The organism is Enterococcus sp. C76 (assembly GCF_040886985.1).
GTDB classification, from domain to species: domain Bacteria; phylum Bacillota; class Bacilli; order Lactobacillales; family Enterococcaceae; genus Enterococcus_B; species Enterococcus_B lactis.
This window is the reverse complement of sequence record NZ_JBFOEY010000003.1, coordinates 271107-296433: the sequence shown is the minus strand read 5'-3', so window position 1 is coordinate 296433 and position 25327 is coordinate 271107. Positions and strand designations below refer to the sequence as shown.

Genomic DNA, 25327 nt, shown 5'->3' with positions numbered 1-25327 from the left:
TATATATCCAATATAATAAAAAAACAGAAATAGGTCTATACAAAAAAGAAGCTGGGAACAATAAATGTCCAGCTTCCTTCTATATTTTTCTATATTTTATGCTTTTTTTCGTTCATTTCTCATAATTGAAATCGATTGTTTCAATGAACTCCATAATCCGCCTTCGCTATACACGAGTACATTCGATTTGTACATGTTTGCAGACAAGATCATCAATAAGAATGTCACGGCTACAAGTACCAACAAGGAAATCAATGCTCCACCCATACCGACTGTCTCATTTGCCAAGCGAACCGGCATAATATAGGAAGATAAGAATGGAATATACGAAGTGATCCGAATAACGATATTATTTGGATCTGACGCACCTAATATCAACCCAAGCATGTATCCGCCTAAAGATAAATAAGTCACTGGCAAGATTGCTTTTGCTGTATCTTCTGCTTTGTTGACCAAAGAGCCACATAAAGCTGCCAAAACAGAAAAAATCAAAATGCCAAAGATCATAAATAGAAGAGAATACCACAAGAATGGTCCAATCAAATTATCTAATGAGATACCGTCCAATATATTCTTGACCATTTCCATATCTTTGAATTGATTGTATCCTACACCAAAAATAATGCCGTATAATGCCATTTGCGTTAATGCAACAAGCAAAACACCAGTTAGTTTCCCGTAAAAATGCTTTTGTGCAGTCGTACTGGACAGGATCACTTCCATGATCCGCGTGCCTTTTTCAGAAGCAATCTCTTGTGCAATGATTTGTGCATAAGTCAGAATGATAATGAACAAGACAATCGTCGCCACATAGCTGACGACATATTGGACTGTCGAATTATCTTCTCCTACCGACATTTTTCCTTTTGAATCAAAGTTGACTTTTTGTCGAGTCAAACTTGCCTGTTGGCTCAAACTTGCCACTTCTTCTGGAGAAATGCCTAATTCACTTGCTCGAATCATTGATTGCAAGCCAGTCAATTGTTGTTGTATCAGCAGTTGTGTACTTTGTCCCAATGAATTTTCACTATAAAGCGTCCCATTTACTTTATCTTTATCAGTTGAGACTACTAAATAAGCATCAATTTTTTCTTCCGAAAGGTCTTTTTGTGCGTTTTCTTCAGAATCCACTGCTTTGAACTCAAAATCATCTGTTTTGACTTGGCTCAATTGCTGACTGATTTGCTCATTATCAGCCAATACGCCGATTTTATTGACATCACTATTTTGCTGGGCAAAGTTTCCTGCTACATAAATAATACCTAGCATGATGAAAGGGACTAATATCATAATCAAGAAAGAAATCGACTTGACATTTTTTAAATAGACATCTTTGGTAATAATCCAAAACTTACGCATCGATTTCACCTGCTTTCAATTTGAAAATCTCTTCCAAAGTTGGCGGCTGCTGGTTGAACATAGGGATATAGCCGAATTGTGTCGCACGAGTAAAGATTTCTTTCCCAGCTTCAGGATCTTCTAATGTGATCTCTAACGTATTATCCTCACGAAGGATCACTTTTTTCACGCCTTCGATTTCTTCTACTTCCTGTTGACTTAATCCAGATTCCAAGAATAACTTCGTACGGCCAAATGATTCACGGATCTCATGGACTTTTCCATTTAAAACCATTTTTCCGTTTCGCAGCATGATCAAATGATCACAGATTTTTTCTACATTATCCATATTATGGCTAGAAAAAATGACACACGAACCGTGTTTTTTCAATTCCAATATTCCATCTTTCAGTAATTCCGCGTTTACCGGATCTAACCCGCTAAATGGTTCATCCAAAATGATCAATTTAGGTTCATGGATCAATGTGGCGATGAGCTGGACTTTTTGCTGATTCCCTTTAGACAAAGATTTTACTTTATCCGTCTTTTTCCCTTTTACCTGAAATTTTTCCATCCAAAAATCGATTTTTGGTTCAATTTCTTTTCTTGATTTCCCTCTAAGTTCTGCAAAATAAAGCAGTTGGTCTTGAATCGTTACTTTTGGATAAAGTCCTCGTTCTTCTGGAAGATAGCCGATGATATCATAATCTTTCTCCCCAAGATGATGACCATTCCATAACACTTCTCCCTGATCTTGTGTCAAAAAATCCAAGATCAAACGAAAAGTCGTTGTCTTCCCAGCACCGTTTTGACCAATCAGCCCCATGATTTTTCCGTCTGGGATTTGGAAAGAGACATGATCGACAGCTGTGTAGTTCCCAAAAGTTTTAACAAGATCCTTGACTTCTAACATTTCTTCACTCCTTCTTCAATAAATCCATATATCCTAAGATACCAGATGTAAGCGATTTATTATTTACCAACAAAACGTATACTCTCTTGTTGTTGTAAATAAAATGATAGGACACTTTACTTTCTTTGTAAAGTGCCCTTTTCTCATTCCTGATGTAATTTATCAAATACGTTTTGTGCGACATTTTTCGGTAGTCCGATTTCTTGTAATTCTTCTATCGTAGCTGCTGTGATATTTTTCAATGATTTGAATTCTTTAAGCAACATTTTTTTTCGTTTCGGTCCTAGCCCTTCGATTTCGTCTAATCGGGAAGCAAAACTGTTTTTACTACGCAGCTGCCGATGGAAAGTGATCGCGAATCGATGGACTTCATCTTGGACCCGCTGGAGCAAGAAAAACTCAGGTGAATTTCGTTCAAGTGGTACTACAGCCAAATCTGTACCGAATAGCAACTCATTTGTTTTATGTTTATCGTTTTTTGCCATACCAGCAATAGGAATATCGATTCCTAATTGATTTTCTAAGACATCTTTTGCTACATCGACTTGTCCTTTTCCTCCATCGATCAAGATCAAATCAGGTAAAGGCAACCCTTCACGAATCACTCGTGAATATCTGCGATAGATGACTTCTCTCATCGATGCATAATCATCCGGTCCGTTGACTGTTTTTATTTTATATTTCCGATATTCTTTTCTTGCTGGTTTTCCATCAATGAATACGACCATCGCAGCCACAGGATTCGTCCCCATGATATTGGAGTTATCAAATGATTCAATGCGTATTGGGGTCGGGATATTCATTGCGTTTCCTAAACGTTCCACTGCTCCGATCGTCCGTTCCTGCTTTCTAGCAATCAGATCAAATCGTTCATTCAAAGCAACTGAGGCATTCTTATTCGCCAATTCCACTAATTTTTTCTTTTCGCCTCGTTTCGGTTGTAGAACTTTCGTATCCAACAAAGCTTCTACACTTGGCTTGTCGATCGTATCAGGAATCAAGACTTCTTTAGGAATGAAATGTTCATTTTCCTGATAAAACTGACCAATATAAGTCAAAAAATCTTCTTCTGCTTCGTTATAGAAAGGAAACATTGAAACATCTCGTTCAATTAACTTTCCTTGTCTTACAAAAAACACTTGGACACACATCCAGCCTTTATCAATCGCATAACCAAATACATCTCGATCCAGTAAATCAGTATTTGTCATTTTTTGGCGAGTCATGATTGTTTCGATAGCACGGATCTGGTCTCGGTATTCTGCGGCTTTTTCAAATTCCATGTTTTCAGCAGCTTTTACCATTTTCTGATGGATCTCTGACTCGATTTTTTCGTGTCCTCCGTTTAAAAAGTTTTTCACTTCATCAACGATTTTCGTATAGACTTTCGGATCTACGTCGAAATAATAAGGACACAGACATTGCCCCAAATGATAGTAAAGACAAGGCTCCTTCGTCTGACTAGGTTTGCATTTTCTCAGAGGAAATAATCGGTCGAGGATCTTCTTTGTCTCATTCGCCGCACCGACATCTGGATATGGTCCAAAATACAGTGCTTTGTCTTTTAGTACTTTGCGAGTAATCACCAAACGGGGATATTTTTCATTCGTTATCTTAAGGAAAGGATAGGTTTTATCATCCTTTAACATAATATTGTATTTAGGATCATTTTTCTTTATCAGATTGATTTCTAAGAGCAAAGCTTCTATATTCGATTCTGTAACGATGTATTCAAAGTCTTCAATTTCACTAACAAGCCGTTCCGTTTTCGTATTATGGCTGCCAGTAAAATATGAGCGGACGCGATTTTTCAATATTTTGGCTTTTCCGACATAAATGATCGTTCCATTTTTATCTTTCATCAAGTAACAGCCGGGCTGATCAGGAAGTAAAGCTAGTTTGTTTTTGATTCGTTCGTTCATCTGGTACTCCCCTTCATATTCAATTAAAGTTATTATAGCATGACTGTCAAAAAAACAATCCAGCCTGACAACGTAATTATACTCAAAAAATGTTAATTTGAATAACCTTAACTCAACCGCAAAAAAACTGAGGACGGAACTGAATTCAGTCCCATCCTCAGCTTATTTTTGCTTTAAGCTTTTATAAATATTGGTCGATCATTTGACGTAGTTGTTCTTTTGAATGAACACCAACAGCTTTTTCTACTACTTGACCATCTTTTTTCAACATTAATGTTGGAATACTCATGATTCCGAATTGTTGAGGAGTTTCTGGATTTTCATCCACATCCATTTTAGCAATTCTGAATTCTTCTTCATCATATTCTTGTTCCAATTGATCCAAAATCGGTGCCTGCATACGACATGGACCACACCAAGTTGCCCAAAAATCAATTAATACAAGTCCTTTGTCTGTTTCTTCATTAAATGTCTTATCTGTAATTACTTGTGACATATCAAAGACCTCCATTTTTAAAATCTATGACCAGTATAGCATTTCTATCCTTGGATAGCGAACCATCTGCTTACCTTTAGTAAGTTTTACTTAAATTTAACAATTGTTGCACCATTTCCGCCTTGATTTGCCGGTGCAAACTCAAAGCTTTTGACGCTCCGATGGTTTTTAAGATAATCAGTAATTCCCTTGCGAAGTGCGCCTGTCCCCTTTCCGTGGACAATAGTCACTTGAGGATAACCTGCTAGGATGGCAGAATCCAAATACTGATCTACTTCACTTAGCGCTTCCTCATATCGTTTTCCTCGAAGGTCCAATTGATTTGGCACATGACTGCTAGATTCAGAGCGTACAGCATGGACAACTCGTTGTGTCGGCTCTTTTTGAGGAGCAACAGGCGTCAGTTCGTCTTCGGACACATTCATTTTTAGTATACCGATTTCTACTTGCCACTGATTCCCGTTTTTACGTAAAAGCGTCCCTCTTTGGCCGTAAGTCGTAACCAACACTTCGTCTCCCGGTTTTAATGTTTTTTGTTCTTTCGCCTTCTTCAATACTTTATTTTTCTTCAATGTTTCTTCTTGATGTAGATTTGCTAATTGGGTCTTTGCATCGATCAACTGATGCTCTTTCACATTTCCTTGCCCGATCTGCTGTTGCATTTTACGAATATCAGCAATGATTTTTTCTGCTTTTTCTTCCGCCTCTGACACGACTTCATTTGCTTTTTTCTTTGCCTTCTCTATTTCTTTTTCACGTTCTTCAAAGAAATAGCTGTAAGCTTCTTTCAAATCATGATGCAGTTCTTGTGCCTCAGAAACAAAATGTCGCATTTCCAGATATTCGGTCTCTGCCATTTTCCGGCGATTCTCTAAATCTGTGATCATTTCATTTAAATCTTGACTCTCATCATTCATCAACTGCTTTGCTTCATTAATAACATCTGTATCAAGGCCTAATCGGCTGGAGATTTCAAACGCATTGCTTCGTCCAGGCACACCGATCAGTAAACGATACGTTGGACTTAGTGTATCCACATCGAACTCCATACTAGCATTAATCGTATTTGCCCGATTGTATCCATAAACTTTCAATTCAGGATAGTGTGTTGTTGCCATCACATAAGCAGACTTTTTACCAAGATCATCTAAGATCGCGATTGCTAGAGCAGCACCTTCTTGCGGATCTGTTCCTGCACCAAGCTCGTCAAATAGTACCAGACTTTTTTCATTGACTTTTGATAAAATCTCTACAGTGTTCGTCATATGAGAAGAAAAGGTCGATAGACTTTGCTCAATCGACTGTTCGTCTCCTATATCCGCAAATACTTCTTCAAAAATACCGATTTGGCTTTCTTCTCCTGCAGGAATCGGCAACCCTGCTTGCCCCATCAGCTGTAACAGACCTAAAGTCTTCAACGTGATCGTTTTCCCACCTGTATTAGGTCCTGTAATGACAATGGCTTGATAGTCTTTTCCAATTGCGATGTCATTAGGAACTACTTTTTCCTGATCGATCAGCGGATGTCTTGCTTGTTTCAAGACGACATGATTGTCTTCACTGATTCCCGGCACGATGGCTTTTACTTCTTTACCAAATCGTGCTTTTGCATTCATCAGGTCCATTTTACCAATCACATAAGCATTGTGGATGATTTCTTGACGATGTGGAACAAGTTCTGCAGAAAGTTCACTTAAAATACGTTGAATCTCATTTCGTTCAGCGATTTGATATTGACGCAAACGATTATTCAAATCCACCACTTGTTTTGGTTCAATAAATAAAGTCTGTCCTGAAGCACTTTGATCGTGGACTACACCGCCAAATACACCGCGGTATTCTTGTTTGACTGGGATAACGTAGCGGTCATTTCGCATGGTGATGATTGCATCGCTCAAATATTTTGCGTTCTTCCCGCGGACGATTCCGTCTAACTGTTCACGAACAGCTTGTTCACTGCGACGAATGTTCTGTCTTATGATTTTTAGCTCAGGAGAAGCATCGTCGGTCACGCGTCCGTCTTCATCGATTGCTTCCTTTAAACGGCGACTTAAAACAGGAATCGTGACTAGCTGATCTGCCCACATATACAAACGCGCAAATTCAATTTCACTGTCAGAAAGATCATCAATGAACCGATGCAATTCACTTGTCGTAGATAACACTCTGGAAACTTGTGCAAGCTCCACTCCATTCAAGTCTGCCCCGATTTCGATCCGTTTCATATGAGGGCGGATATTTTCAAGTTTTGGTATAGGAATCCCGCCTCGCAGACGTTGTACTTTCAACCCATCCTCAGTTTCTTGAAGCCATTCTGTGATCGTTTGTTTCTCGCTCACTGGTACCAATTCTGCCAGTTCTTCTTTTCCTTGTGCAGTCACTACAAATTGTTTGACCATCTGTTTGACTTTTTCAAATTCCAATGTTTCAAGGATTCGGTTATTCATTTTATCACCTTATCTTTCACTATGAAAAAAGGGCTGTGCCGGACATACGTTGCGCAGCCTTCTTAAATAAACTACTGTGTACAAAAAACAAAACATTCTTGTAAAAGTTTTTCTAAAAAAATATTTTCTAGCCCTATTTTCCTTAATTCAAAATATTCGTTACCCAAAGCTCATACATCTTGTTGGTAAGAAAGGGCGTTCTCTCAACGATAAAACGAGCGAAACTATGCTCGCCGAATTGATTTTGGACCACATCTAATGGAACAAAGGCAAGTAACTGCAAAATCAAAAATATAGTAACGTAAGCCATGATTAGTGACAGGATACCTCCTGCAATCCAGTCTACCTGTCTCAAGATCGGCACATATGTCAATCCATGGACAAAGACCCCCACAAATCGGGTGATCAGCCAGCCAATCAGCAAAATGATCAGAAAAGCCGTTCCTGCATAAAAAGCTTCATCTAGGTGAAAGGCAAATACTTGATCAAAAAATGCTAACTTTGATGTCGGGGTGACAGCTGGGTATGGAATGTATAATTCCAAATGACTTGCTAATGGTTTGTAAAAATGCTGGGCAGCAATAAATGACAACACATATCCGATTGCGAATATGACTTGTAAAGCAAACCCGCGACGTGCTCCAGAAAAAAACGCAATTAGCAATAAAAATAAAATCAGCAAACTCAGCATGCTACGTTCCTTTCTCTTCTAACTTTTTTAAATTTTTCTTATTTTGATAAAAGGATCTTAATTAGAAGATTTTTGTTTGATTTGTCCTTTTCGTTTTTCATTTAAAATCTGTTGTGCTTCCACATGATTTTTAATAGTATAATCTGCTTGACCATTTTCTTTCAGTACTTCTCGAGCTTCATTCTCGATTGCTTCCATGCGTTTTACGCGATTTTCAAGCTCTGTAAATTTGATCATTTTTTTCTTTAATTCTGCTGTTTCTTCTTCTAGCTCCAAGATTCTTTCTTGTTTCTTCAATTGATCCGAAAGCGCATTGACAGCCATCAAGATCGCTGCTTGTTCATTATCCATTTGTGGTGATAATTGTTTCAATTCTGCTAACTGCTCATTGATCAGCTTCGTTACGATATCCATATGATGCTTGGTTTCCCGTCCGATAATAGTATATGTTTGGTTGGCAATCACTGCTTTGTAGCGTGTTTTTTCGTGCGCCATACGAATCATTTCCTCCTATTTGATGAAAGTTTTATTTAGTGTACCATGAAGTTGGTTCTTTCACCGTTCTCCACAAATATTTTTCACATACTTAACTATTATATGATAAACTTTAAAAAAATGCTATGTCTCGCAACCTCTTAGAAAACGAAAAGTCAGGAGTTGCGGTATAGATTTATGTATAAAAACGAGGAGAATTTTATGAGCAACGTCATTATCAAAGCAACGAACGACCAACTTAGTCAAATGAAAGCATACTATCGCTCTTATTTGTTAAATAAACAGATTCCTTATACTATCTTTGCTGCAAAAAAAGACGGGACGACCATCACTGCTTACACATCAGGAAAAGTGATGTTCCAAGGGGCAAACGCAGAAACGGAAGCTCAGCGCTGGGGACAGGCACAGGATAAACAGGCCAAACCAGCAAGAACGGTCTCTTCTTTGCCAAAAAATATCAGTCAATTATCCGTTTTAGGTAGCGATGAAGTCGGAAATGGCAGCTATTTCGGTCCACTAACAGTATGTGCTGCTTATGTGAAACGTGATCAGCTTGCAGAATTACGTAAACTTGGTGTTCGAGATTCAAAAGAGTTAAAAGATAGCCAAATCATCCAACTTGCTGATATCTTAAAAGAAACTATCCCTTACAAACTACTTGTCTTGCCCCCAGAAAAATACAATGAGATCCAGCCAAAATACAATGCCGTTCGGATGAAAGTCGCTTTGCATAATCAAGCAATCCATTTGCTGTTAAAAAAAATCGCACCAGAAAAACCAGAAGCGATTTTGATCGATCAGTTTACACCAGAAGCAAATTTTAAAAAATATGCGCGTTTAGAAAAAAATCACTTGCAAGAAAAACTGTACTTCGTTACTAAAGGAGAACAATATCATTTAGCTGTTGCTGCTGCTTCTATCATCAGTCGTGCCAGCTTTTTAGAAGAGTTAGACAAAGCATCAGCTGAAGCTGGAATCACCCTTCCCTCAGGAGCTGGAACGAAATCTGATCAAGTAGCGGCAAAACTATTGGAAAAAGGCGGCATGCCTATGCTTGAAAAATATGCCAAACTTCACTTTGCCAATACAGAAAAAGCGTTGAAGCTACTAAAAAAATAAAAAAAACTGTGACATAAATCGTGTCACAGTCCCTTATTCCGAATAAACGGTGTTCAATTAGCTGACCCTCGATATTAGCTCAACAAACGGCAAAATATGAGGAGCTATTTTTCCGTTTGTTTCTCTAATACTCAGGTCAAAACGCTGATTTCACGACCTCTTTCCTTAAACGGTATTCAAAAGCTTGCATCTGCGGTAATAAGTCCAACCAAACGAAAAATATGAGAAGCCATTTTTGTTTGGCTGTTCTTATTACTTGATGCAGGACAGCTTTTTCACAACCTCTTTCCTTAAACGGTGTTCTCCTGCCAACTCCTCGGTCACAAGTCCCAATATTCATCAAACATGAGAAGCTGTTTTTTGAAATTGCTCCTTGTGACTCGGAGCTGAACGGCAGGCTCACAACCTCTTTCTTAAACGGTGTTCCAGAAGTAGCTTCTTCGAAAAATAAGCCGAAATTTTACAAAAATTTGAGAAGCAATTTTCGTAAATTCCTTCTTATTTCTTGAAGCTGACCACTTCTGTCACAACCTCTTTCCTTATTTATTGCTGAAAATAGGTGGTCAATGCTTGTGTCAAACTTGCAGCGATCTGCTGCTGATAACTGTCTGTTACTAATTCCTCTAAATCACCATCATTATTCATATAACCCATCTCGACTAAAATAGAAGGTTGAAGATTTTCTCGAAGAACTTGATAGTTCCCAGTGGAGATTCCTCTTGAATCCAGAGGCAGATCAGTGAAGGAATCAGCGATTGTTTGTGCTAATGTTTCCTCTTGTCCATAGTAATAATATGTCGTGATCCCAGTTGCTTCATTCGCATATTCCGTAGAGTCTGCATGTAAGCTGATAAAGACATCTGCCTTTTTTTCTTCACTGTAGTCGCATATATCTCCAAGCTGTACTAATTCATCTGTAGTGTGGGTCAAATAAACCGTTGCTCCAGCATCCTCTAGCGCCTTTTTTACTTTTATGGCTGTACTTAATGTTATATTCTTTTCTTCTGTTTGTTCATCATTGCTTAATGCCCCAGTATCATTTCCGCCATGCCCAGGATCTAATACAATCACTGCATCAGATAACTCTTTCGGTTTTGTTTGTATATTCTTTGTGACTTTGGTTCCATCTTCGAGGGCTAAATATCCAGTATAGCCATCATTTGTCTTGATCTGATAAGCATTTTTTGTTTCGGAAAGAAACTCCGTCAGTTCTCCGCCGTTTATAGTTGCTAATGGGGTCGTTAGCGAGTCATCTGTATATAGTGTACGGTCATTTTTTCCGATTTTGACTAATGTCTCTTGTTTTGTGTCATCAGATGATTCCTTTGTCTTTGTAACCGTACTGTTCGTACTGCTGACTGTTTGCCCAACTATCTTTTTTTGACCAAAAACATCTATTTGAAAACAGATAATAATGATAATGATTGCACATACAAAAGCTCCAATTATTTTTTTCATGCTTGACTCTCACCTCGTAGATCCAGACTAAGGGTCAAAACTTAAAATCAGCTTAAGTACGCAAAAAAGGAGCTGCGACAAACGTTTTGTCACAGCCCCGTGTTTTCAAATAAACAGCAAATTTAACCAATCAGTTCCCATGCGCCCCACTCATTAGAACCTGGTTCTTCCCCTTGATTCCACCACTTTGCCTGATAAACTTTCCCTTTATAAGTGACGATGTCTCCCTTGACATAAGCTTTTTCTGGGTTCCATTCTTCGTATCCTGGAGCAGGGTCTTCGCTTTTCGTTGTGATCGTTATCGGCAAGCTTTTCTCAGATACATTTCCAGAAGCGTCAAATGCACTGACTGTATAAGTGTACGGTGTATTTGTCTCCAAACCTGTATCTGTATATCGAGTATGAGCTGTTTGTGCTACACGCTGACCATCACGATAGATGTAATAACCTGCCACCTGATTATTGTCTGTTGATTCTTCCCAACTCAAAGTAACTTGTGTTCCTTGAATATCTGAAACAGCTAGATTTTCGGGTACAGATGGGGGTTGCGTATCGGATGGATCCGGTATCAGTTCTTTTCCATAGATGACTTGCCGATTGATTTCCGCTCCTTCATCTCCGATTCTTTGGACTAACGCAATATGGCCAATTCGATCGACTGTTGGATTTTCATCACTTGATCTTAATCTAAATTCATAAGAAGCATCTGGCTCGATATGTTTACCGTCATATACAGAAGCTAAATCAATCACGACATACCCATTTTCTATCGTTACTGTTCCAGCTTTGTAATCTCCGGCACTTAGGCTTTCAGCTGAATGGATTGGAATATATAGTTTAGGGAATTTGATTGTTTCTTGGGCTAATTCCACTGCACTCAATACACTAGAAGTTTCGTTAAGCTGCTCGTTGTTCTTGATAGTGATGTTATAACCATTCGCACCATATTCACTATAAGTAGAAATATCCACATCAATCGCTAACGGGGAGGAAACTATTTCTTGTTCTGACAGTTTTTCGTCACCGAATAATCCTTGTTTGATCGCATTAGTCAGCTCGTCTCTCTTACTACTGTTGGTTTCCTTATCTTGTGATTGCATCCAGGAGATTACTCCACCTAATTCATTTTCTTTTACATATTCTGCTTTGTAGCTGACAGATTTGACATTGTCATAAGTAAAGAATTCTCCTGTTGTTTTACTGTACATATAAGGTGCTTTCGCTACATCATCCCAATATTCTTTTAAGTCTGCTGTTTGATCAATCAAATCAGCGATATTCCGATAAGGCCAGACGCCGCCAGCTCTACCACCATTTCCTGAAACGAGATCGTTTTTGTTTTTGGCACCGTAAGAAGGTGTTTGATCGGCATCTTGGTTGCTTGCTTTTGCTGATTGGAACAAACCAGGTAGCTCTTTGTTATCCCCGCTTTCTACCTCATGCCAGCCGCGTGTATAAAAAGCTGCACCAATCACGATTTTGTCGGAAGGAGCTCCTTCTTTTTGTAAAAATTTGACTGTCTGATCGACAGAAAGACCTTCTTCATAATTAGGATCAGCTGGATTGCCATATAGTGCCGTATGGTGAGCACTGTTTGGACTCCATGCCCCATTCAAATCATAGGTCATGATATTGGCAAAATCGACCACAGAGAATAATTTAGGAATGTCAATCCCATCATTTAATTTTTCTCTGGAAGAAGGAAGCGCTACAGATAATTCATATGTTTTCCCTAACTTTTTTCCTTGTTGATCAATTGACTCGCGAATCTCTTTTAAAAGCGTGATGTAATTCTCTTTGTCTTCCGGTTTGGCATGTGGTGTTCCTTCATCGTTTACATTATCTACTAGATCTGGCTGACGGACATCAGCTGGATATTCCCAATCGACATCGACAAAATCCATATTGGTGTACTTAATAAATTTCGTGATATTTTCTACTAGATTTTTACGTTTTACTGGATCAGCTGCCACTTCTGAAAAGTCTCCTGATTTTGACCATCCGCCTAAAGATACGCCTATTTTTAGATTTTTATTTTTGCCGCGTAAATCTTGAATTGCATTCAAAATCCCAGAACTTGGTGTGTTCCATCCTACGCCAGGTTGTTCTAAAGATGCACCTACAGCAGCATCTGCATCTGTAAATGTCAGATTCCCCTCGCTATCAAAATCTAAAAAGGCAAAGTTCAAATGTGTTAGCTGATCCGCTGGAATATCTTGAGGAAGAAATTTCCCTTCACCATCCCAGATGGACCAATCTCCATAATACATGACATTCCGGTATTCTTTTGCTTGAACAACTTGAGCTGTTTCTTCGGCATAGACAGAGTCTTTTTGTCCTAATAACGGAGATGTGACAGACATCACCGAAGAAAATAACATTACGGCTAAACTGATTTTTTTCATTTTTGACATATTTTGAACCCTCCTTTTGTCTATTCGTTATGATTCATCCACCAAATAAATAGTTTCTTTCATTCTACAACTAATTAATTATTTGTGTTATTAAATAAAAACACCTCCTAGATCACCGACAGAACAAACGCACCAGAAACATTGACTTTATAATTACAACTAAATAGTAACATTCTGGAATTCTGTTTGCAAACGTTTTCTTTTATATTGTTTGCGTTATTTATAAGTAAACAAAAACTACTTTTTAGTTAAATCCCTTTTGATAACGATTCAATTAGAATGAAATAATAAATAAAATATCCCTTGATAATTATGAGAGAATAACAAAGTTTTATGCATGAAAAACTAGCCGTATAAAAAAGAAACAAGATACAACGATTTTCGTCATATCTTGTTTCTTTACCTAACTGTTTTTCTCCACATATAACAGCTTTACGTTTGTCCTAATACACCATTCAAATATAAATCGATCAATTGTGCCACATTTAGCGGTTCTTCTACAGGTCTTTTTGATCGAGTGATGTACGGTGCCAACACTAAGAAAAAATGCCTTGCTGCAATTTCTTTGGAAATCCCACTTCTTAACACGGATTGGTTTGTTGAAAAAATTTCTTCAAATGGTTCACGATAATTTTTCTTCCATAGAAAGAAAAGATGATCTCTCGTTTCATTGGAAAGATTGCTTTCAAGGTCGTGAAGCATCAGAAATAAATCAACAAGATGCGTCTCAATCAAAAATTGAGCCATTTTTGTCAACATCACTTGAAATGTCGTTTCGCTTGTTTGGACGATTTCTCTCAACGCTTTCCCAACATCTTCTAAGTGCTTTTCTAATACTGCTGTATATAACTTTTCTTTATCACTAAAATAGTGATAAAGATTGGGCTGGGTGATCCCAACTTTTTGTGCGATCTCTCTTGTTGAAGTACCAAGATAGCCCTTGGACATGAACAAGTCAGCCGCTTCTTTTAAAATTTTTTGTTGCGTGTCTTTATTGTATCGATGGACCATTTTTCCACCTACTTTTTGGTTATTCTTTTTCTTTCAATACACCATCTTCCATCATAAATATTCTATCGCATTTGTCAATCAACCGTGTGTCGTGCGTCACCATGATCGTTGCTTTATTTTTTTCTTTTGATTCTTTTGCCAAAATATCGACTACTTCTCTTGCCTTTTCTGAATCCAAACTGGCAGTTGGTTCATCTGCTAGAATAATAGACGGATCATTGTACAATGCACGAGCAATTGCCACCCTTTGTCTTTCACCACCAGATAGTTCTTCTGGATACTTGTTGATCAGCTTATCCACGCCAAGCTGCTCAAATAATTCTTTTGCTTCTTTTTGCCGATGTTCATGTTTGATTTTATCTACTAATAATAACTGCTTTTTTACTGTCAGAAAAGGAACCAGATTTGATGCTTGCAAGATAAAACCAATTTCTTTGAAGCGGAGTTTAACACGTTCGCTTTCTTTTTGATTACTGAATTCCTGATCATTGATAAATACAGAGCCGCTGCTAGGTGTCTGCAATCCGCCTGCTAAAGTCAAAAAGGTACTTTTTCCTGAACCCGAAGGACCGATGATCGCAACAAATTCCCCTTTATCGATACTCATTGTTGTTTCTTTCAATGCTTTTACTACTTGGTCGCCATCTTGGAAACTTTTTTCTACTTCTTTAAATTCTATTGCTTTCATGTTCTTCCTCCTTCTTATCCAATGGCCTTCAGCGGATCGATTTTCACGATCGTCCGAACAGAAAATAGTGCGCCTAACACAGCCACTACCAACATCAACAAGCTAATGACGCCAAAAAATAGCCAATTGCTTTGGAATGGAACCGCATCAGGTAGAACAAGAGATGTTCCCACTGTTCCCACTAGACCAAGAAGAATACCAACAAAGGATAAAATGAATGTTTGTGCCACTACAGAGCGTGCAATAAATCCTCCCGTGATTCCTTGGGCTTTCATTACACCAAAGATATTGATTTTTTGCATCGTCAGTACATAAATAAAAATCCCGATCACGATAGCCGCAATAACAATCAAAAAGCCAATCATAAACCCAAAAGTCAATACTTGTGCATTGTATCCAGGTAATTCATTGATGAATTTAGAAATTTTGATCTGTTCCAAGTCTTCAGGTAAATCGTTGATTTTTCCTCTGACAACTATTGCATTGATCCGTGCATTCTCACTTGTGTCTTCTTTTTCGAAACGGATTTGTTGGTAAGCATTAATGGTCGTATAAAGAACCGGTGAAACATTAAACTTGGCATGATCCGTAAAACCAGTTAGTTTAAACGTCTTATCACTACCAGATAACTTGACCGTATCTCCTACGGCTAGACCATATTCTTCCTTCAGGCTACTATCGCCTATTGCCTCATCATCGTTATTAAAAGCTTTTCCTTCAACAAGATTCGGCATGATGAACTGATCTTTATCGATACCAAAGAAGCTAACATTGATTTTTCCTTCTTCTGTACTGTCTTTACTAGTCACGACTCCAGGTGTTTGGGCAAGATACGCCACTTTCCCACCTTCGACTTCTTCTGCGGTCTTCTTAGTAATCATGGACATCCCTAGATTTGAATTTGCATCTTTTGAAAGAACGATCGAATCTGCCTCCCACTTGTCAACCGCCGTTCGATTGTCTTGAGCTAAGCCATAAGCTAACCCGGTCAAAAAAAATACCAAGTAGGCGATTAAAAACATCACCCCTGCAACTAATGCGTAACGTAACTTTGAATGCATAATTTCATTTAATGCTAAAAACATTTAATTCCTCCTCTTGAAATAATTATTTTATACAATAATTTTATCACTTGATAAATTTTTGGCGAATATTATGCTCAAAATACATTTTCGCTTTTTTATTATCTCTCCTTATGATGTCTAAACGCTTTTTAGTTAGTAGTTTTCAGTTTTTTTATTATAAAAATAGCATTTCACATAATAAAAGACCGTGATGTTTCTCACGGTCTTTTTTCTACTCTATTGCGATTGGCTCTCTTAGCTAGTACTTTAAAAGCTAACTCATTGAGATAGTGAAAACGTGGGGTATATTCAGCCAAAAATCCAAAGTTTTCAACTGCTAACTCTGGAATCGTGGTTTTTTGTTTCACGATATCAGCAAGCAAGTTCAAATCTGATAATAAAAATTCTTTGCTTATCAGCTGTCCGCCAATGATTTCTAATGTATCTGGATGATAGATCAGCTTTGCATTTACTGTTTTATTTTCTTCATAGTATTGTGGAAATAGGTCAAACTCTCCTGAACAAGAACAGGCACTTTGTTCCAAAAATGGTGCTTCGTCTTCTGTCAACCCAACAGTTCCTAAAAAGTGGTCGGTAATGACCGTTGCTGTTATCTTTTGTTTGAGATCATAAGCAGTCGGCTGCTCGCACAAAGTCAACGCTACCGCTCTCGCCATATGTACAGCTCGAGTAACTAAGGGCAAAAAGAGATGCCGTTCTTTTTTGTCAAAACTGACTGGAACGATATCGCCAATCGCATAGATATCCGAATCACTTGTCTGCAGGTATTCATTGACCATCACAGTGTCGTCCTCATACAATGCCACTTTGTCTTTTAACAATGACGTATTTGGACGAGTTTGAGCAGAAAAAATGACGATATCTGCCTTCAGTGTTTGAGACAAAAGTTGTACGGATACTACTTCTTCTCCTGATTTTTTCCAATCAATCAAAAATTCATTTGGATGAAAGTTGATTTGCTTGGTTTTCAGCTGATTTTGAAAACTGCCAATCATATCTTTATCGAAATATCTTGATAAAACATTCGGCATGTAATCAACTAAATGAATCATATGTCCCTTATTTCTCAAAGCATCTGCTAATTCTAACCCAATATAACCAGCACCAAAAATCACTACTTCTTTTGCTTCTTTCAAAGCGGCAAGTACTTGTTTAGATTGCACTAGATTTTTATAGGTGTAGACATTTTCAGCTTCAATTTGTTTATATAAAGTAGCAGGAGATGAACCTGTTGCCACGATTAGTTTATCATAGGTTAGGGTTTCTTTTTTTCCTTCCTCAGAAGTAAGGATGAGCTGATGTTTGTCTGGATCAAGTTCAGTTACTCTCCATTCGGTGATCAGTTTTGCACCACTTGCTTGAAGAGTCCGCTCGTTGTTTGCAGCTTCAGCTAAACTATGTATCTTTCCTTTTAAATAAAGATTGATCCCATTTGAAACATAGCCTAATCCATCTTTGTGATCTTCATCGATCAACAGAACTTCTGCCTCCGGTTGAAGTTTGCGTAGATTTAGGGCAGCGGTGATGCCTGCATGGGAAGCACCAATGATCACGATTTTCATGTTTTATTCATCCTTAAATTCAATTTTTCTAAATAGCATTCTTTTAAAAATTGGTTCAAATAGGGAAAATCATAGTTAAATTCATTACTCGTAAATACAAAAACTTTAGCGGACTTCTGTGACGGGTATTCTTTCAATTGGCTAGTCAAAATAACATCATATTGCTTGTCTTTCTCGTATTCCACTAAATCATATTTGATCGTATTCAACAATTGTTCTTGAATGATTTCTTTCACGATATCCGCCATTAGCCTTTCGTACGGAAGATCATAAGCAATTTGCAAGCGCAATTCCAATTGCTTGATTAGCGTTCGTAAAATAGATGCATAGCGAGCAAATAATTCAAAACGGGCATTTTCCTCGTCTGCTTCAGTAAAATCCACAATAGCAAATGTTTGTCTGACCAGTCTTTCACATAAAACAAGGAATTGTTTATCTTCTACTTCAGTTAACCGTTGTTTCAATCCTTCTTGACCAAAAATATTCATCCATCCTCTAAAATAGGCAAAATGAGCGTGATTTTGCATCACTGTCAACGCAATCTTTTGCGAAATCTCTTCTGGAAAAACATAGAAAGAAAAATATTCTTCTATCGATTGTTTAAACGTTCGATTCAATTGAGCCACTACGTCATCTTTGTATTTTTCGCTTATCAAAAATTCCTGAACATGTGAATTATGTGTATCTAATGTAAAGTTACTGATCATGAAAAGATAAAAAACCAACGTTTCGTTTTGATCCCAAGGAAAGGCATATTGAAAGAAATAACGAGTCAAAAATGTATGGAGCTCCAATAAAAATTGTGTCGTTTGAAACAATCCAACAGGAAGATTACTATAATCTGGTTTGGCTTTTTTCGTACAGCGCATCCGTTTCTTCATAATGGAAAGCCATATTTCAAATTTCAGTCGCCCTTCTTCTGTAATGGCAAAACTGAACTCTTTTTGTAGCAGATCTAAAAAAGTGTTTCCTGATAAATCGCTGTATTCTTTTTTATTTTCAAGGTAGGGGCGACCAAACCAAAATAATTGAAAATAGAAATAGCGGATTTGATTTTCTGGGCCAGTCAAACGCCCGCTTTTTATTTTCAAATGAAACTCTTTTAAAGAATCATTTAATTCCTTCACTCTACGCGACAAAGTAGCCGAACTGATATTAAGTTCCATAACAAGTTTCTGCCGATCAAATGAGCCATATTCTAACAGATAAAGAAGGATTTGATATTTTGTAGAATAGCGCAAATAGCAATGATAATAAACATCGATAGCTGCTATATTGCCATGTCTGATCAATAAAATGTATCCTTCTTGGATAACGATTTCCAGTTGTTCGATGTTTTCTAAACTAGCTTGTAAATAAAATAAATCTTCTTTCAAGGTAGACCGATCGATTGATAAGCGGGCTAGTACGTTATTAACAGAGATCTCTCCTTTTTCCTCTAATAAAAGTTGAAAAAGTTTGATTTGCCGTTGTTCATTTTTTTCAAGCAAACTGAAAAGTTCCAAGTCCACTCCTCCAAGCATTTCTGATTTTAACAGCAGAAGTTTCCTTCTCATCCTTGAAAAAGAGGATCTGCGACAGTTGTCACAGATCCATACAAATTCTGATCACTTAGCTGATTGGCCCAGCTGACAGTTCCCATGTGATCGTGCCTTGATACCTTACGCCAGGTTGAGCGTTCGTACTGCTATTTACCTCTAAGAGTAAACCATCGGTATCGGGAAAGTCAACGAGAACCTCTCCTTTAGCTGTGCCATCACTTTGATAAATCATCGTGTTTTGTCCTTGTTGGATCAATTGCTTTGATCCAGCATGATTAAAGTACAATTTTGTTCCGCTTAATTCTTGACCTTGATCATTCTTAAATGAAGAAGTCAATGTACCTGTCAGTTGCCAAGGAGACGTGCTTGGAAGCCGAGTATCCCGTACATCAAAAGAAAAATCGCCTTTTGCTTCATAATAACTTGTCTTCAACGGTTTGGGGAGATCGTTGCCAAATGTAAAATCATCTGGTACATCAACTAATGTCAATTCTTGTTTGGGGACAAGAATTGTTTTGGAAGATGTTTGGACAACTGGATTAGGAAGCTTAGCACCATCTGCTAATGTAATATTGCTAGAAAGTACAGCTGCCTTTGTCGGTATGCTGACAGATTGCACAGAAGTATCTACAGTATTTAATTGATAGTTGTAAGTAAGATGAATAGTATCGCCGACTTTGCTCAATAAATCTGCTGGGACAGATACTCCTTGTTGAACGCCGGTATCTGCGACAGTTGTACCATTTAATTTTAAGGTACCATTGATATAAGTAGTATTTTCTGGAAGTGAGATCGTGATTTTTTTGTCGGTGATCGCATCCCCAGATTTTGTCAACGTGAATGTCACATTTTCTTGTATCGTATCCCCTGATAGTGCAGATAAGGGAGTTCCTTCATCCGGTTGTCTGCTAAGATTTTTTAGCTGGCTGTCTGCACTCACTGATGGAAAATTAGCCACTGTTATTTGGGGAAGAGTGGTGATTCCCGCTTGTTCAGACTGCCATTTGTACGCAAAAGAAGGATACAGGTTAGTAAGTACGTCGTCCACCAAGCGATAATCAAAATAATATTGCCCTGAAGCCAATGCAGGTAGTGTAGAAGTAGCTGTAGTTGTGCCGCCATTATTTGATGAGATCGTTTGGAAAAGTTGATCTGTCCATCCTGCCGCTAATTTTTGGGTTCCTTTCGAATAAAGCCTGTAATGGATCGACCCCGTTTTTAATTCAGTTGCTGACCAATTGGCCGTGACTTGGTACGGCGCAGGAGAAAGGAGCTTTCCCCACTGACTATCGGCTGTTAAGTTTGTTGGTAGAACCGTACCGTCTAGCTTGTACTGCTCCAATACCTTTAAAGCAACGGGAGAAAGCAATCCACCTTGCGCATCTTTCCCGCTATATACAATATTGGTTGACTGATTCAATCCACTTGTGCCTGCTGGAGTATGAGTCAGTGTTGCTCCTTGTGTGACGTTTTTCCCTGTAAAATAATTGACTACACGTTCAAAGCGAGTAGACGGTAATTGATCAAAACGTCCTTCAGTCAACCCCATCGTTAGTGTTCGATTATTGGTTGAGCCTGGAAGGTTCTGGTTATTCCCATCCACGTATTCTGTAGTATCAGCAAATGTATTATATTTTCCTGTTGAATCACTTGGTGAAATGTAACTATTCCACGTATTTATCTCTGCACTTGCAGAAAATGCATACGCTCCTGGATTCAATTTTCCACCAGTTAATTTAGGATAAAATCTACCTGCAGCTGGAGCTAAGATCGAATTGAACATACGATCTTGGATAATATTATTCGAGTCATAAAAATCAACAGAAAAAATAGCTTTTTTAGATATAGAAGGTTGTAATTTACCTTTGGTCAAAATTTTGTTTGGACTCGTATCATATTTATCTCCGTTTTCTGTCATCTTCGCGACATTAGCTGTAATATCAAATTGAAGCGGGACATCGTCAACATTGAACTCGCCTCGCGTAATAATAGCGATGATATCTGGCAGGAGAGTATTTGTATCCCACGAACCCATCCCAAAACGTAAAGTATGGCTTCCTGCTGATAATAAACTTCCGCTAGTAACCTTGATGGGGGCACCGGCAATATACAAGTAGGCGTTGTTCCAGTCAATTGCTTTTAATACATCACTACTTGATACATGTTCCGGTAAATTGATGATTGCAACGAAGGCAAAACCTTGTGCAGTGATATTCACCAAATCAAGTACATTTGTTAGTTTCACATGACTTTCCCAATGAAAACGGACCGTGCCACCTTTCCAAGGATCATTTGAACCATCGTTTAAATAAGTAGCAGTCAATTTAGGCAACTGGTTAGCCCCAGTTAGTTGGACAAGCTTCCCGCCATTCACTGCACTACGTCCACCATTTGGAGGTACGATATTTTCGTATGTGTACGGATCATAAGAAATGGTAGGAGGCGTTGCTCCAACAGCTTCTGCCGAAGGTGAAAAGATAAATATACTTAAAACAAAAAGCGAAGTAAAAAAGAAGGAGCGAAAAAATGTAAATTTATTTTGTAGCAACATGTTCATCCTCCTTTTCCTTTCTTCTCCATAACAACAACCACACAAGAAGCCATAATTCTATACCAATGATCAAATAAAGAAAACGGATCCTTTGTTCATTCGTCTCCGGAAATACGCCATGTTGATTAGCCTCTTTATAAATCGATGGCTGTGTCTGCTGTTTTGATGTGCCATTGACTGAACCACTTGGATGCGGAACTGGACTTAGATCATAAAATGTAATCGTGCCTGAACTTTTGGTATCTGCTTGGACTGGCTCTTGCCAGCTGAAGAACAGCAAACTTGCAATAATCCCTCCTAATAAGATTGATGCTTTCAACGAAATCACCTCATCGTGTTGTTTCTCCTTTTTTCTTTTTCTTGTGGATCCACAAAAACAGCAAAATCAACAGTAATACAAGAACTGCAGCAACCAATCCTGCATAAAGCCATGGGAAAGATTGTTCTTGTACTGCAAAAACGGAATTTTCATTTACTTTCTGTGCTTTTTCTTTTTTGATCGTAAAGTTTTGTGTAAATCGCCATTCATTACTGTCACCTGATTTTGCTATGATTTCTGCGCGGTAATCGCCGGCTTTTGCTTTATCACCAGCTAAATCAAGATTCAAGTGAAAATTCGAATTTGGTGCAACTAAAAATGCATTAGACGTATTTTCAATATAAAGCTGATTTTCATAATAGATCTTGCTCGTAAATATCAAATTGCTGATAATCGTAGGCTGAGGATTTTGGAAACGAAGCTGGACAGTGGGCTTTGCATTGACCTCGTTCAAATCTCCTGATAAAAGTTTCAGATCCGGTTCTATCGTCTCTTGACTTTCTTGTAAAACGACTGCGAGATTATAAGCAATACGATTTTTTATTTGTGCACCTTCTGTAGCATTTTCTGTTTCAGCTTCTTCTTTAGGTGAAACATGAATACCCGCTAATACACGTCCCTTAAAGCTTTTAGCTGGGATTTTTACTTCTACAGGTACAGTTGTTTCAGCATGCGCTGGTACATTGACTTCCTTTTTGGCAACGGTCAAAACGTCACGGACATCAAACGGCAAGGTCCCATCTAGCGTTGGATTTTTTTGACTATAATCGATCGTTCCACCATCACTCGTTACCGCCGGATTAACAGAGACCTCAAATGTTCGTTCTTGATCTAAAGAATTGCTGATAATTACTTCCAGTGTCTGATTTTGTTCCGGTGCCACTAATAAATCAAAATAACCGATTGCTTTATCTATTTGATTCTCTGGAAATACCGGTTTGATCCCAAAGTCTCCTGCTGAATCCTCTGCTTGACTGATTGACGGAAAAATGAAAAATAGACTTAAAATAGAAAAAAACGAAACAAACAGTCGTTTACTTTGATTCATTGTCCACCACATCCTTTCAACAACAACTGCGGTAAAAAGATTCTTCACCCATAGTATTTTCACCGCAGTTTGTTGAATTCATTTCATATTCTATGCTACTGGGCCAGCCACGAGGTTCCAAGTCAAATCAGCCGTGAATGTTCCAGCTGCTGCTTTAGGTACTTTCAGCGTGATATTTGCTGGATCATAAACAGAAAGCCATGTTCCTAGACCTTGGTCTTTTGCTGCTGTAAATATTGGTGTCGCTGCACTTGCTTTACTTAATCCAGTCACAGCTTGACTAGTTGGGGCAGTGGCTTCGTTATCTGAGGTACTTTTCACAGTGGATGTCCCAAAATCCAATTCAGCCCCTTGCAAAACTTGTGAACCGTTTACAAAATCTGAAACCGAAACTGTCACGTTCCATCCTTGCGCTTGCCCGTCTGCACCTACACCTCGACGATCTGATACTTGAAGATAAGGTGTATCATTTTTTGAAGCGTCTATTTGATATGTTTTTGTTCCGCTTTCAATCTCGTGTGTACCAAACGGCAATTCGGGAACTACATCCAGCGTTAAAGGACCTGTCTGGCCAGTTCCTGGATTTTCCGGATCTGCCGGCTCTACTGGTTTAGAAGGATCAGTAGGATCAAGGGGTACGACAGTATTTGTTGGCTCAGTAAAGGTAATATCTCCTTTTGAAGTTGCTTGACCTTCAGCAAAAGCTGGGGTTGCCAAGCCGCCTAGAAGAAGTGTTGAAAGTAATAATGTCCCAATCATGTTCTTTTTCATAATAAATCACTCCTTTTTCTTAGTGAGCTAAGTATAGTAGAGACAGCATGCAAAAAATCCTCATGAATTCATCCGCTTACTTGAAATTCTGACCCTTTTTGTATAAAAGAGAAAAAAGCAATAAAATCGTTTACATGAATATTCTTATTTTTTTATTAAGTATGAAAAAACATTTCAATTTTCTTTTTTTCATTTCAACTTATTCTATTAATGCTTCTCTGACCCATACAAATAGGAGTACGGCATCAACTGCCGCACTCCTATTGTTTTCGTCATTTGTATCTTAAATAAAACGATTCTCACGCAATTTTATTTTTTTGATATCTTCTACTGTTTGTGTTCCAGCTAATTGCATGACCATTTCCAATTCTGTTTTAAAGAAATCAAACACTTGACGGACTCCTGTGCTTCCTCCTAAAGACAATCCATAAATAACGGGTCTGCCAATAGCAACAAGATCTGCACCTGATGCGATTGCTTTGAAAACATGCTGTCCGCGTCGTACACCGCTGTCAAACACGATTGGTACACGTTTATCTACTGCTTCTGCCACATATTGCAACGAATCAAACGCTGCTGGACCACCATCTAGTTGACGGCCGCCATGATTAGATACCCAGATTCCGCCAGCACCAGATTCTAATGAACGATAGACATCTTCTTCTGACTGGACACCTTTCACATAGACTGGCAAATCAGAATGAGCAGCAATAAATTCTACATCTTTTGGACTAAGCTTCTGTTTGGAAGATTTGTACACAGCATCCATCGTTTGGCCTACTCCTGATTGATAAGCCTGAACGATCGGCATTGGCAGTGGGAAGGTAAACCCATTTCTGCGGTCTGTTTCACGGTTTCCGCCAACTGTTGCATCCGCTGTCAATACGATTGCTTTTGCTCCATTACGCTTGGCCACTTCAAGAATATCCAAATTGATCCCATCATCTTTGCTCATATAAAATTGAAACCATTGCGGTGCTTTCTCCCCGCCTGCTTCTCTTATCTCTTCTAATGTACAAGAAGCGTAAGAACTTGCTGTATAGATCGTCCCAAAATCTGCTACACCTTTTGCAGAAGCTTTCTCCGCCTTCACATGAGCTAAGCCATGAGCAGCAACTGGTGCCATGATGATTGGTGCAGTCAGCGTTTCTTCGTCAAAATGTGTAGTTGTATCGGGTAATTCTACATCTCTTAATACATGAGGAATAATCAGCTGATGATTGAATGCCCGTTCATTTTCTTGATAAGTAAATAAGTCGCCAGCACCACTGCTGATGTAACCATAACCACCAGCTGGAATCACTTGTGAAGCGGCTATTTCTAAATCTTCCATATTGATAAAATCCACTATTCCTTCATTTGTACCTGCTTGATACGTTTTTTCCATTTCAATGCCTTCCCTCTATAAAAAATTGAATGAATAATATGATAGCGTTTACACATTTTATATTACTCTTC

At 38.3% G+C, this 25327-nt stretch carries 20 protein-coding genes; 1 reads left to right on the top strand and 19 read right to left on the bottom strand.

Annotated elements, in window-relative coordinates:
• Window positions 1–96 precede the first annotated feature (96 nt).
• From AB3I00_RS06115 to zapA, 7 genes are all read right to left on the bottom strand, one after another.
• On the bottom strand, window positions 97–1359 hold the full coding sequence (locus AB3I00_RS06115; RefSeq protein WP_002377488.1) for an ABC transporter permease: 1263 nt from the start codon (window positions 1357–1359) through the stop codon (window positions 97–99).
• A complete protein-coding gene (locus AB3I00_RS06110; protein WP_002314648.1) occupies window positions 1352–2251 on the bottom strand; it encodes an ABC transporter ATP-binding protein in 900 nt (299 codons plus the stop codon). Before AB3I00_RS06110 ends, AB3I00_RS06115 begins: the two co-directional genes overlap by 8 nt.
• Before the next feature lie 143 nt (window positions 2252–2394).
• The gene (gene uvrC / locus AB3I00_RS06105; RefSeq protein ID WP_002320257.1) at window positions 2395–4173 is read right to left on the bottom strand and encodes an excinuclease ABC subunit UvrC; all 1779 of its coding nucleotides are present in this window, start codon (window positions 4171–4173) and stop codon (window positions 2395–2397) included.
• Window positions 4174–4354: 181 nt separating this feature from the next.
• Window positions 4355–4669, bottom strand: coding sequence for a thioredoxin (trxA, locus tag AB3I00_RS06100; protein WP_002290803.1), 315 nt, complete (start codon window positions 4667–4669; stop codon window positions 4355–4357).
• 86 nt (window positions 4670–4755) lie between these two features.
• The gene (locus AB3I00_RS06095; protein ID WP_368024932.1) at window positions 4756–7116 is read right to left on the bottom strand and encodes an endonuclease MutS2; all 2361 of its coding nucleotides are present in this window, start codon (window positions 7114–7116) and stop codon (window positions 4756–4758) included.
• A 142-nt stretch (window positions 7117–7258) separates the two neighbouring features.
• Entirely contained in the window at window positions 7259–7807 is a 549-nt protein-coding gene (locus AB3I00_RS06090; protein ID WP_002333754.1) for a CvpA family protein, read from the bottom strand.
• Between the two features lie 57 nt (window positions 7808–7864).
• Entirely contained in the window at window positions 7865–8302 is a 438-nt protein-coding gene (gene zapA, locus AB3I00_RS06085) for a cell division protein ZapA (RefSeq protein ID WP_002290800.1), read from the bottom strand.
• Between the two features lie 201 nt (window positions 8303–8503).
• Between zapA and rnhC the strand changes: the two genes are divergently transcribed.
• The gene (rnhC, locus tag AB3I00_RS06080) at window positions 8504–9421 is read left to right on the top strand and encodes a ribonuclease HIII (protein ID WP_002314644.1); all 918 of its coding nucleotides are present in this window, start codon (window positions 8504–8506) and stop codon (window positions 9419–9421) included.
• A 543-nt stretch (window positions 9422–9964) separates the two neighbouring features.
• Here the strand turns inward: rnhC and AB3I00_RS06075 are convergent.
• The 12 genes from AB3I00_RS06075 to AB3I00_RS06020 all read right to left on the bottom strand — a co-directional run bounded on the left by AB3I00_RS06075 (window position 9965) and on the right by AB3I00_RS06020 (window position 25256).
• Window positions 9965–10879, bottom strand: a complete 915-nt coding sequence (locus tag AB3I00_RS06075) for an N-acetylmuramoyl-L-alanine amidase (protein ID WP_368024931.1) — start codon at window positions 10877–10879, stop codon at window positions 9965–9967.
• Between the two features lie 122 nt (window positions 10880–11001).
• Window positions 11002–13293 (bottom strand): glycosyl hydrolase family 18 protein, encoded by a 2292-nt coding sequence (locus tag AB3I00_RS06070; RefSeq protein ID WP_368024930.1) that lies wholly within the window; start codon window positions 13291–13293, stop codon window positions 11002–11004.
• A gap of 432 nt (window positions 13294–13725) precedes the next feature.
• Window positions 13726–14304, bottom strand: a complete 579-nt coding sequence (locus AB3I00_RS06065; protein WP_070769780.1) for a TetR/AcrR family transcriptional regulator — start codon at window positions 14302–14304, stop codon at window positions 13726–13728.
• A 19-nt stretch (window positions 14305–14323) separates the two neighbouring features.
• Window positions 14324–14992, bottom strand: coding sequence for an ABC transporter ATP-binding protein (locus tag AB3I00_RS06060; RefSeq protein ID WP_002290906.1), 669 nt, complete (start codon window positions 14990–14992; stop codon window positions 14324–14326).
• Between the two features lie 14 nt (window positions 14993–15006).
• Window positions 15007–16077, bottom strand: a complete 1071-nt coding sequence (locus AB3I00_RS06055) for an ABC transporter permease (protein WP_123837920.1) — start codon at window positions 16075–16077, stop codon at window positions 15007–15009.
• Between the two features lie 197 nt (window positions 16078–16274).
• On the bottom strand, window positions 16275–17639 hold the full coding sequence (locus AB3I00_RS06050) for an NAD(P)/FAD-dependent oxidoreductase (RefSeq protein ID WP_368024929.1): 1365 nt from the start codon (window positions 17637–17639) through the stop codon (window positions 16275–16277).
• Window positions 17636–19195 carry a helix-turn-helix domain-containing protein gene (locus AB3I00_RS06045; protein WP_002308495.1) on the bottom strand — a complete coding sequence of 520 codons (1560 nt, stop codon included), beginning with the start codon at window positions 19193–19195 and terminating at the stop codon, window positions 17636–17638. The genes AB3I00_RS06050 and AB3I00_RS06045 overlap by 4 nt, the downstream gene beginning before the upstream one ends.
• A gap of 55 nt (window positions 19196–19250) precedes the next feature.
• Window positions 19251–21731, bottom strand: a complete 2481-nt coding sequence (locus AB3I00_RS06040; RefSeq protein WP_368024928.1) for a WxL domain-containing protein — start codon at window positions 21729–21731, stop codon at window positions 19251–19253.
• Window positions 21715–22050, bottom strand: coding sequence for a hypothetical protein (locus tag AB3I00_RS06035; RefSeq protein WP_002290899.1), 336 nt, complete (start codon window positions 22048–22050; stop codon window positions 21715–21717). Before AB3I00_RS06035 ends, AB3I00_RS06040 begins: the two co-directional genes overlap by 17 nt.
• A gap of 10 nt (window positions 22051–22060) precedes the next feature.
• Window positions 22061–23098, bottom strand: coding sequence for a DUF916 and DUF3324 domain-containing protein (locus tag AB3I00_RS06030; protein WP_002340910.1), 1038 nt, complete (start codon window positions 23096–23098; stop codon window positions 22061–22063).
• Window positions 23099–23188: 90 nt separating this feature from the next.
• Window positions 23189–23869 carry a WxL domain-containing protein gene (locus AB3I00_RS06025; protein WP_002318581.1) on the bottom strand — a complete coding sequence of 227 codons (681 nt, stop codon included), beginning with the start codon at window positions 23867–23869 and terminating at the stop codon, window positions 23189–23191.
• 283 nt (window positions 23870–24152) lie between these two features.
• Entirely contained in the window at window positions 24153–25256 is a 1104-nt protein-coding gene (locus tag AB3I00_RS06020) for an alpha-hydroxy-acid oxidizing protein (protein ID WP_002314634.1), read from the bottom strand.
• Window positions 25257–25327 lie beyond the last annotated feature (71 nt).

Bases quoted from the DNA above. Each gene is read 5' to 3' on its own strand.
- AB3I00_RS06055 (WP_123837920.1), bottom strand. From the start codon at position 16,077: ATGTTTTTAGCATTAAATGAAATTATGCATTCAAAGTTACGTTACGCA.
- AB3I00_RS06065 (WP_070769780.1), bottom strand. From the start codon at position 14,304: ATGGTCCATCGATACAATAAAGACACGCAACAAAAAATTTTAAAAGAA.
- AB3I00_RS06075 (WP_368024931.1), bottom strand. From the start codon at position 10,879: ATGAAAAAAATAATTGGAGCTTTTGTATGTGCAATCATTATCATTATT.
- AB3I00_RS06090 (WP_002333754.1), bottom strand. From the start codon at position 7,807: ATGCTGAGTTTGCTGATTTTATTTTTATTGCTAATTGCGTTTTTTTCT.
- uvrC (WP_002320257.1), bottom strand. From the start codon at position 4,173: ATGAACGAACGAATCAAAAACAAACTAGCTTTACTTCCTGATCAGCCC.
- AB3I00_RS06020 (WP_002314634.1), bottom strand. From the start codon at position 25,256: ATGGAAAAAACGTATCAAGCAGGTACAAATGAAGGAATAGTGGATTTT.
- zapA (WP_002290800.1), bottom strand. From the start codon at position 8,302: ATGGCGCACGAAAAAACACGCTACAAAGCAGTGATTGCCAACCAAACA.
- AB3I00_RS06110 (WP_002314648.1), bottom strand. From the start codon at position 2,251: ATGTTAGAAGTCAAGGATCTTGTTAAAACTTTTGGGAACTACACAGCT.
- AB3I00_RS06030 (WP_002340910.1), bottom strand. From the start codon at position 23,098: ATGAATCAAAGTAAACGACTGTTTGTTTCGTTTTTTTCTATTTTAAGT.
- AB3I00_RS06095 (WP_368024932.1), bottom strand. From the start codon at position 7,116: ATGAATAACCGAATCCTTGAAACATTGGAATTTGAAAAAGTCAAACAG.
- AB3I00_RS06050 (WP_368024929.1), bottom strand. From the start codon at position 17,639: ATGAAAATCGTGATCATTGGTGCTTCCCATGCAGGCATCACCGCTGCC.
- AB3I00_RS06045 (WP_002308495.1), bottom strand. From the start codon at position 19,195: ATGAGAAGGAAACTTCTGCTGTTAAAATCAGAAATGCTTGGAGGAGTG.
- AB3I00_RS06070 (WP_368024930.1), bottom strand. From the start codon at position 13,293: ATGTCAAAAATGAAAAAAATCAGTTTAGCCGTAATGTTATTTTCTTCG.
- AB3I00_RS06060 (WP_002290906.1), bottom strand. From the start codon at position 14,992: ATGAAAGCAATAGAATTTAAAGAAGTAGAAAAAAGTTTCCAAGATGGC.
- rnhC (WP_002314644.1), top strand. From the start codon at position 8,504: ATGAGCAACGTCATTATCAAAGCAACGAACGACCAACTTAGTCAAATG.
- AB3I00_RS06115 (WP_002377488.1), bottom strand. From the start codon at position 1,359: ATGCGTAAGTTTTGGATTATTACCAAAGATGTCTATTTAAAAAATGTC.
- AB3I00_RS06025 (WP_002318581.1), bottom strand. From the start codon at position 23,869: ATGAAAAAGAACATGATTGGGACATTATTACTTTCAACACTTCTTCTA.
- AB3I00_RS06040 (WP_368024928.1), bottom strand. From the start codon at position 21,731: ATGTTGCTACAAAATAAATTTACATTTTTTCGCTCCTTCTTTTTTACT.
- trxA (WP_002290803.1), bottom strand. From the start codon at position 4,669: ATGTCACAAGTAATTACAGATAAGACATTTAATGAAGAAACAGACAAA.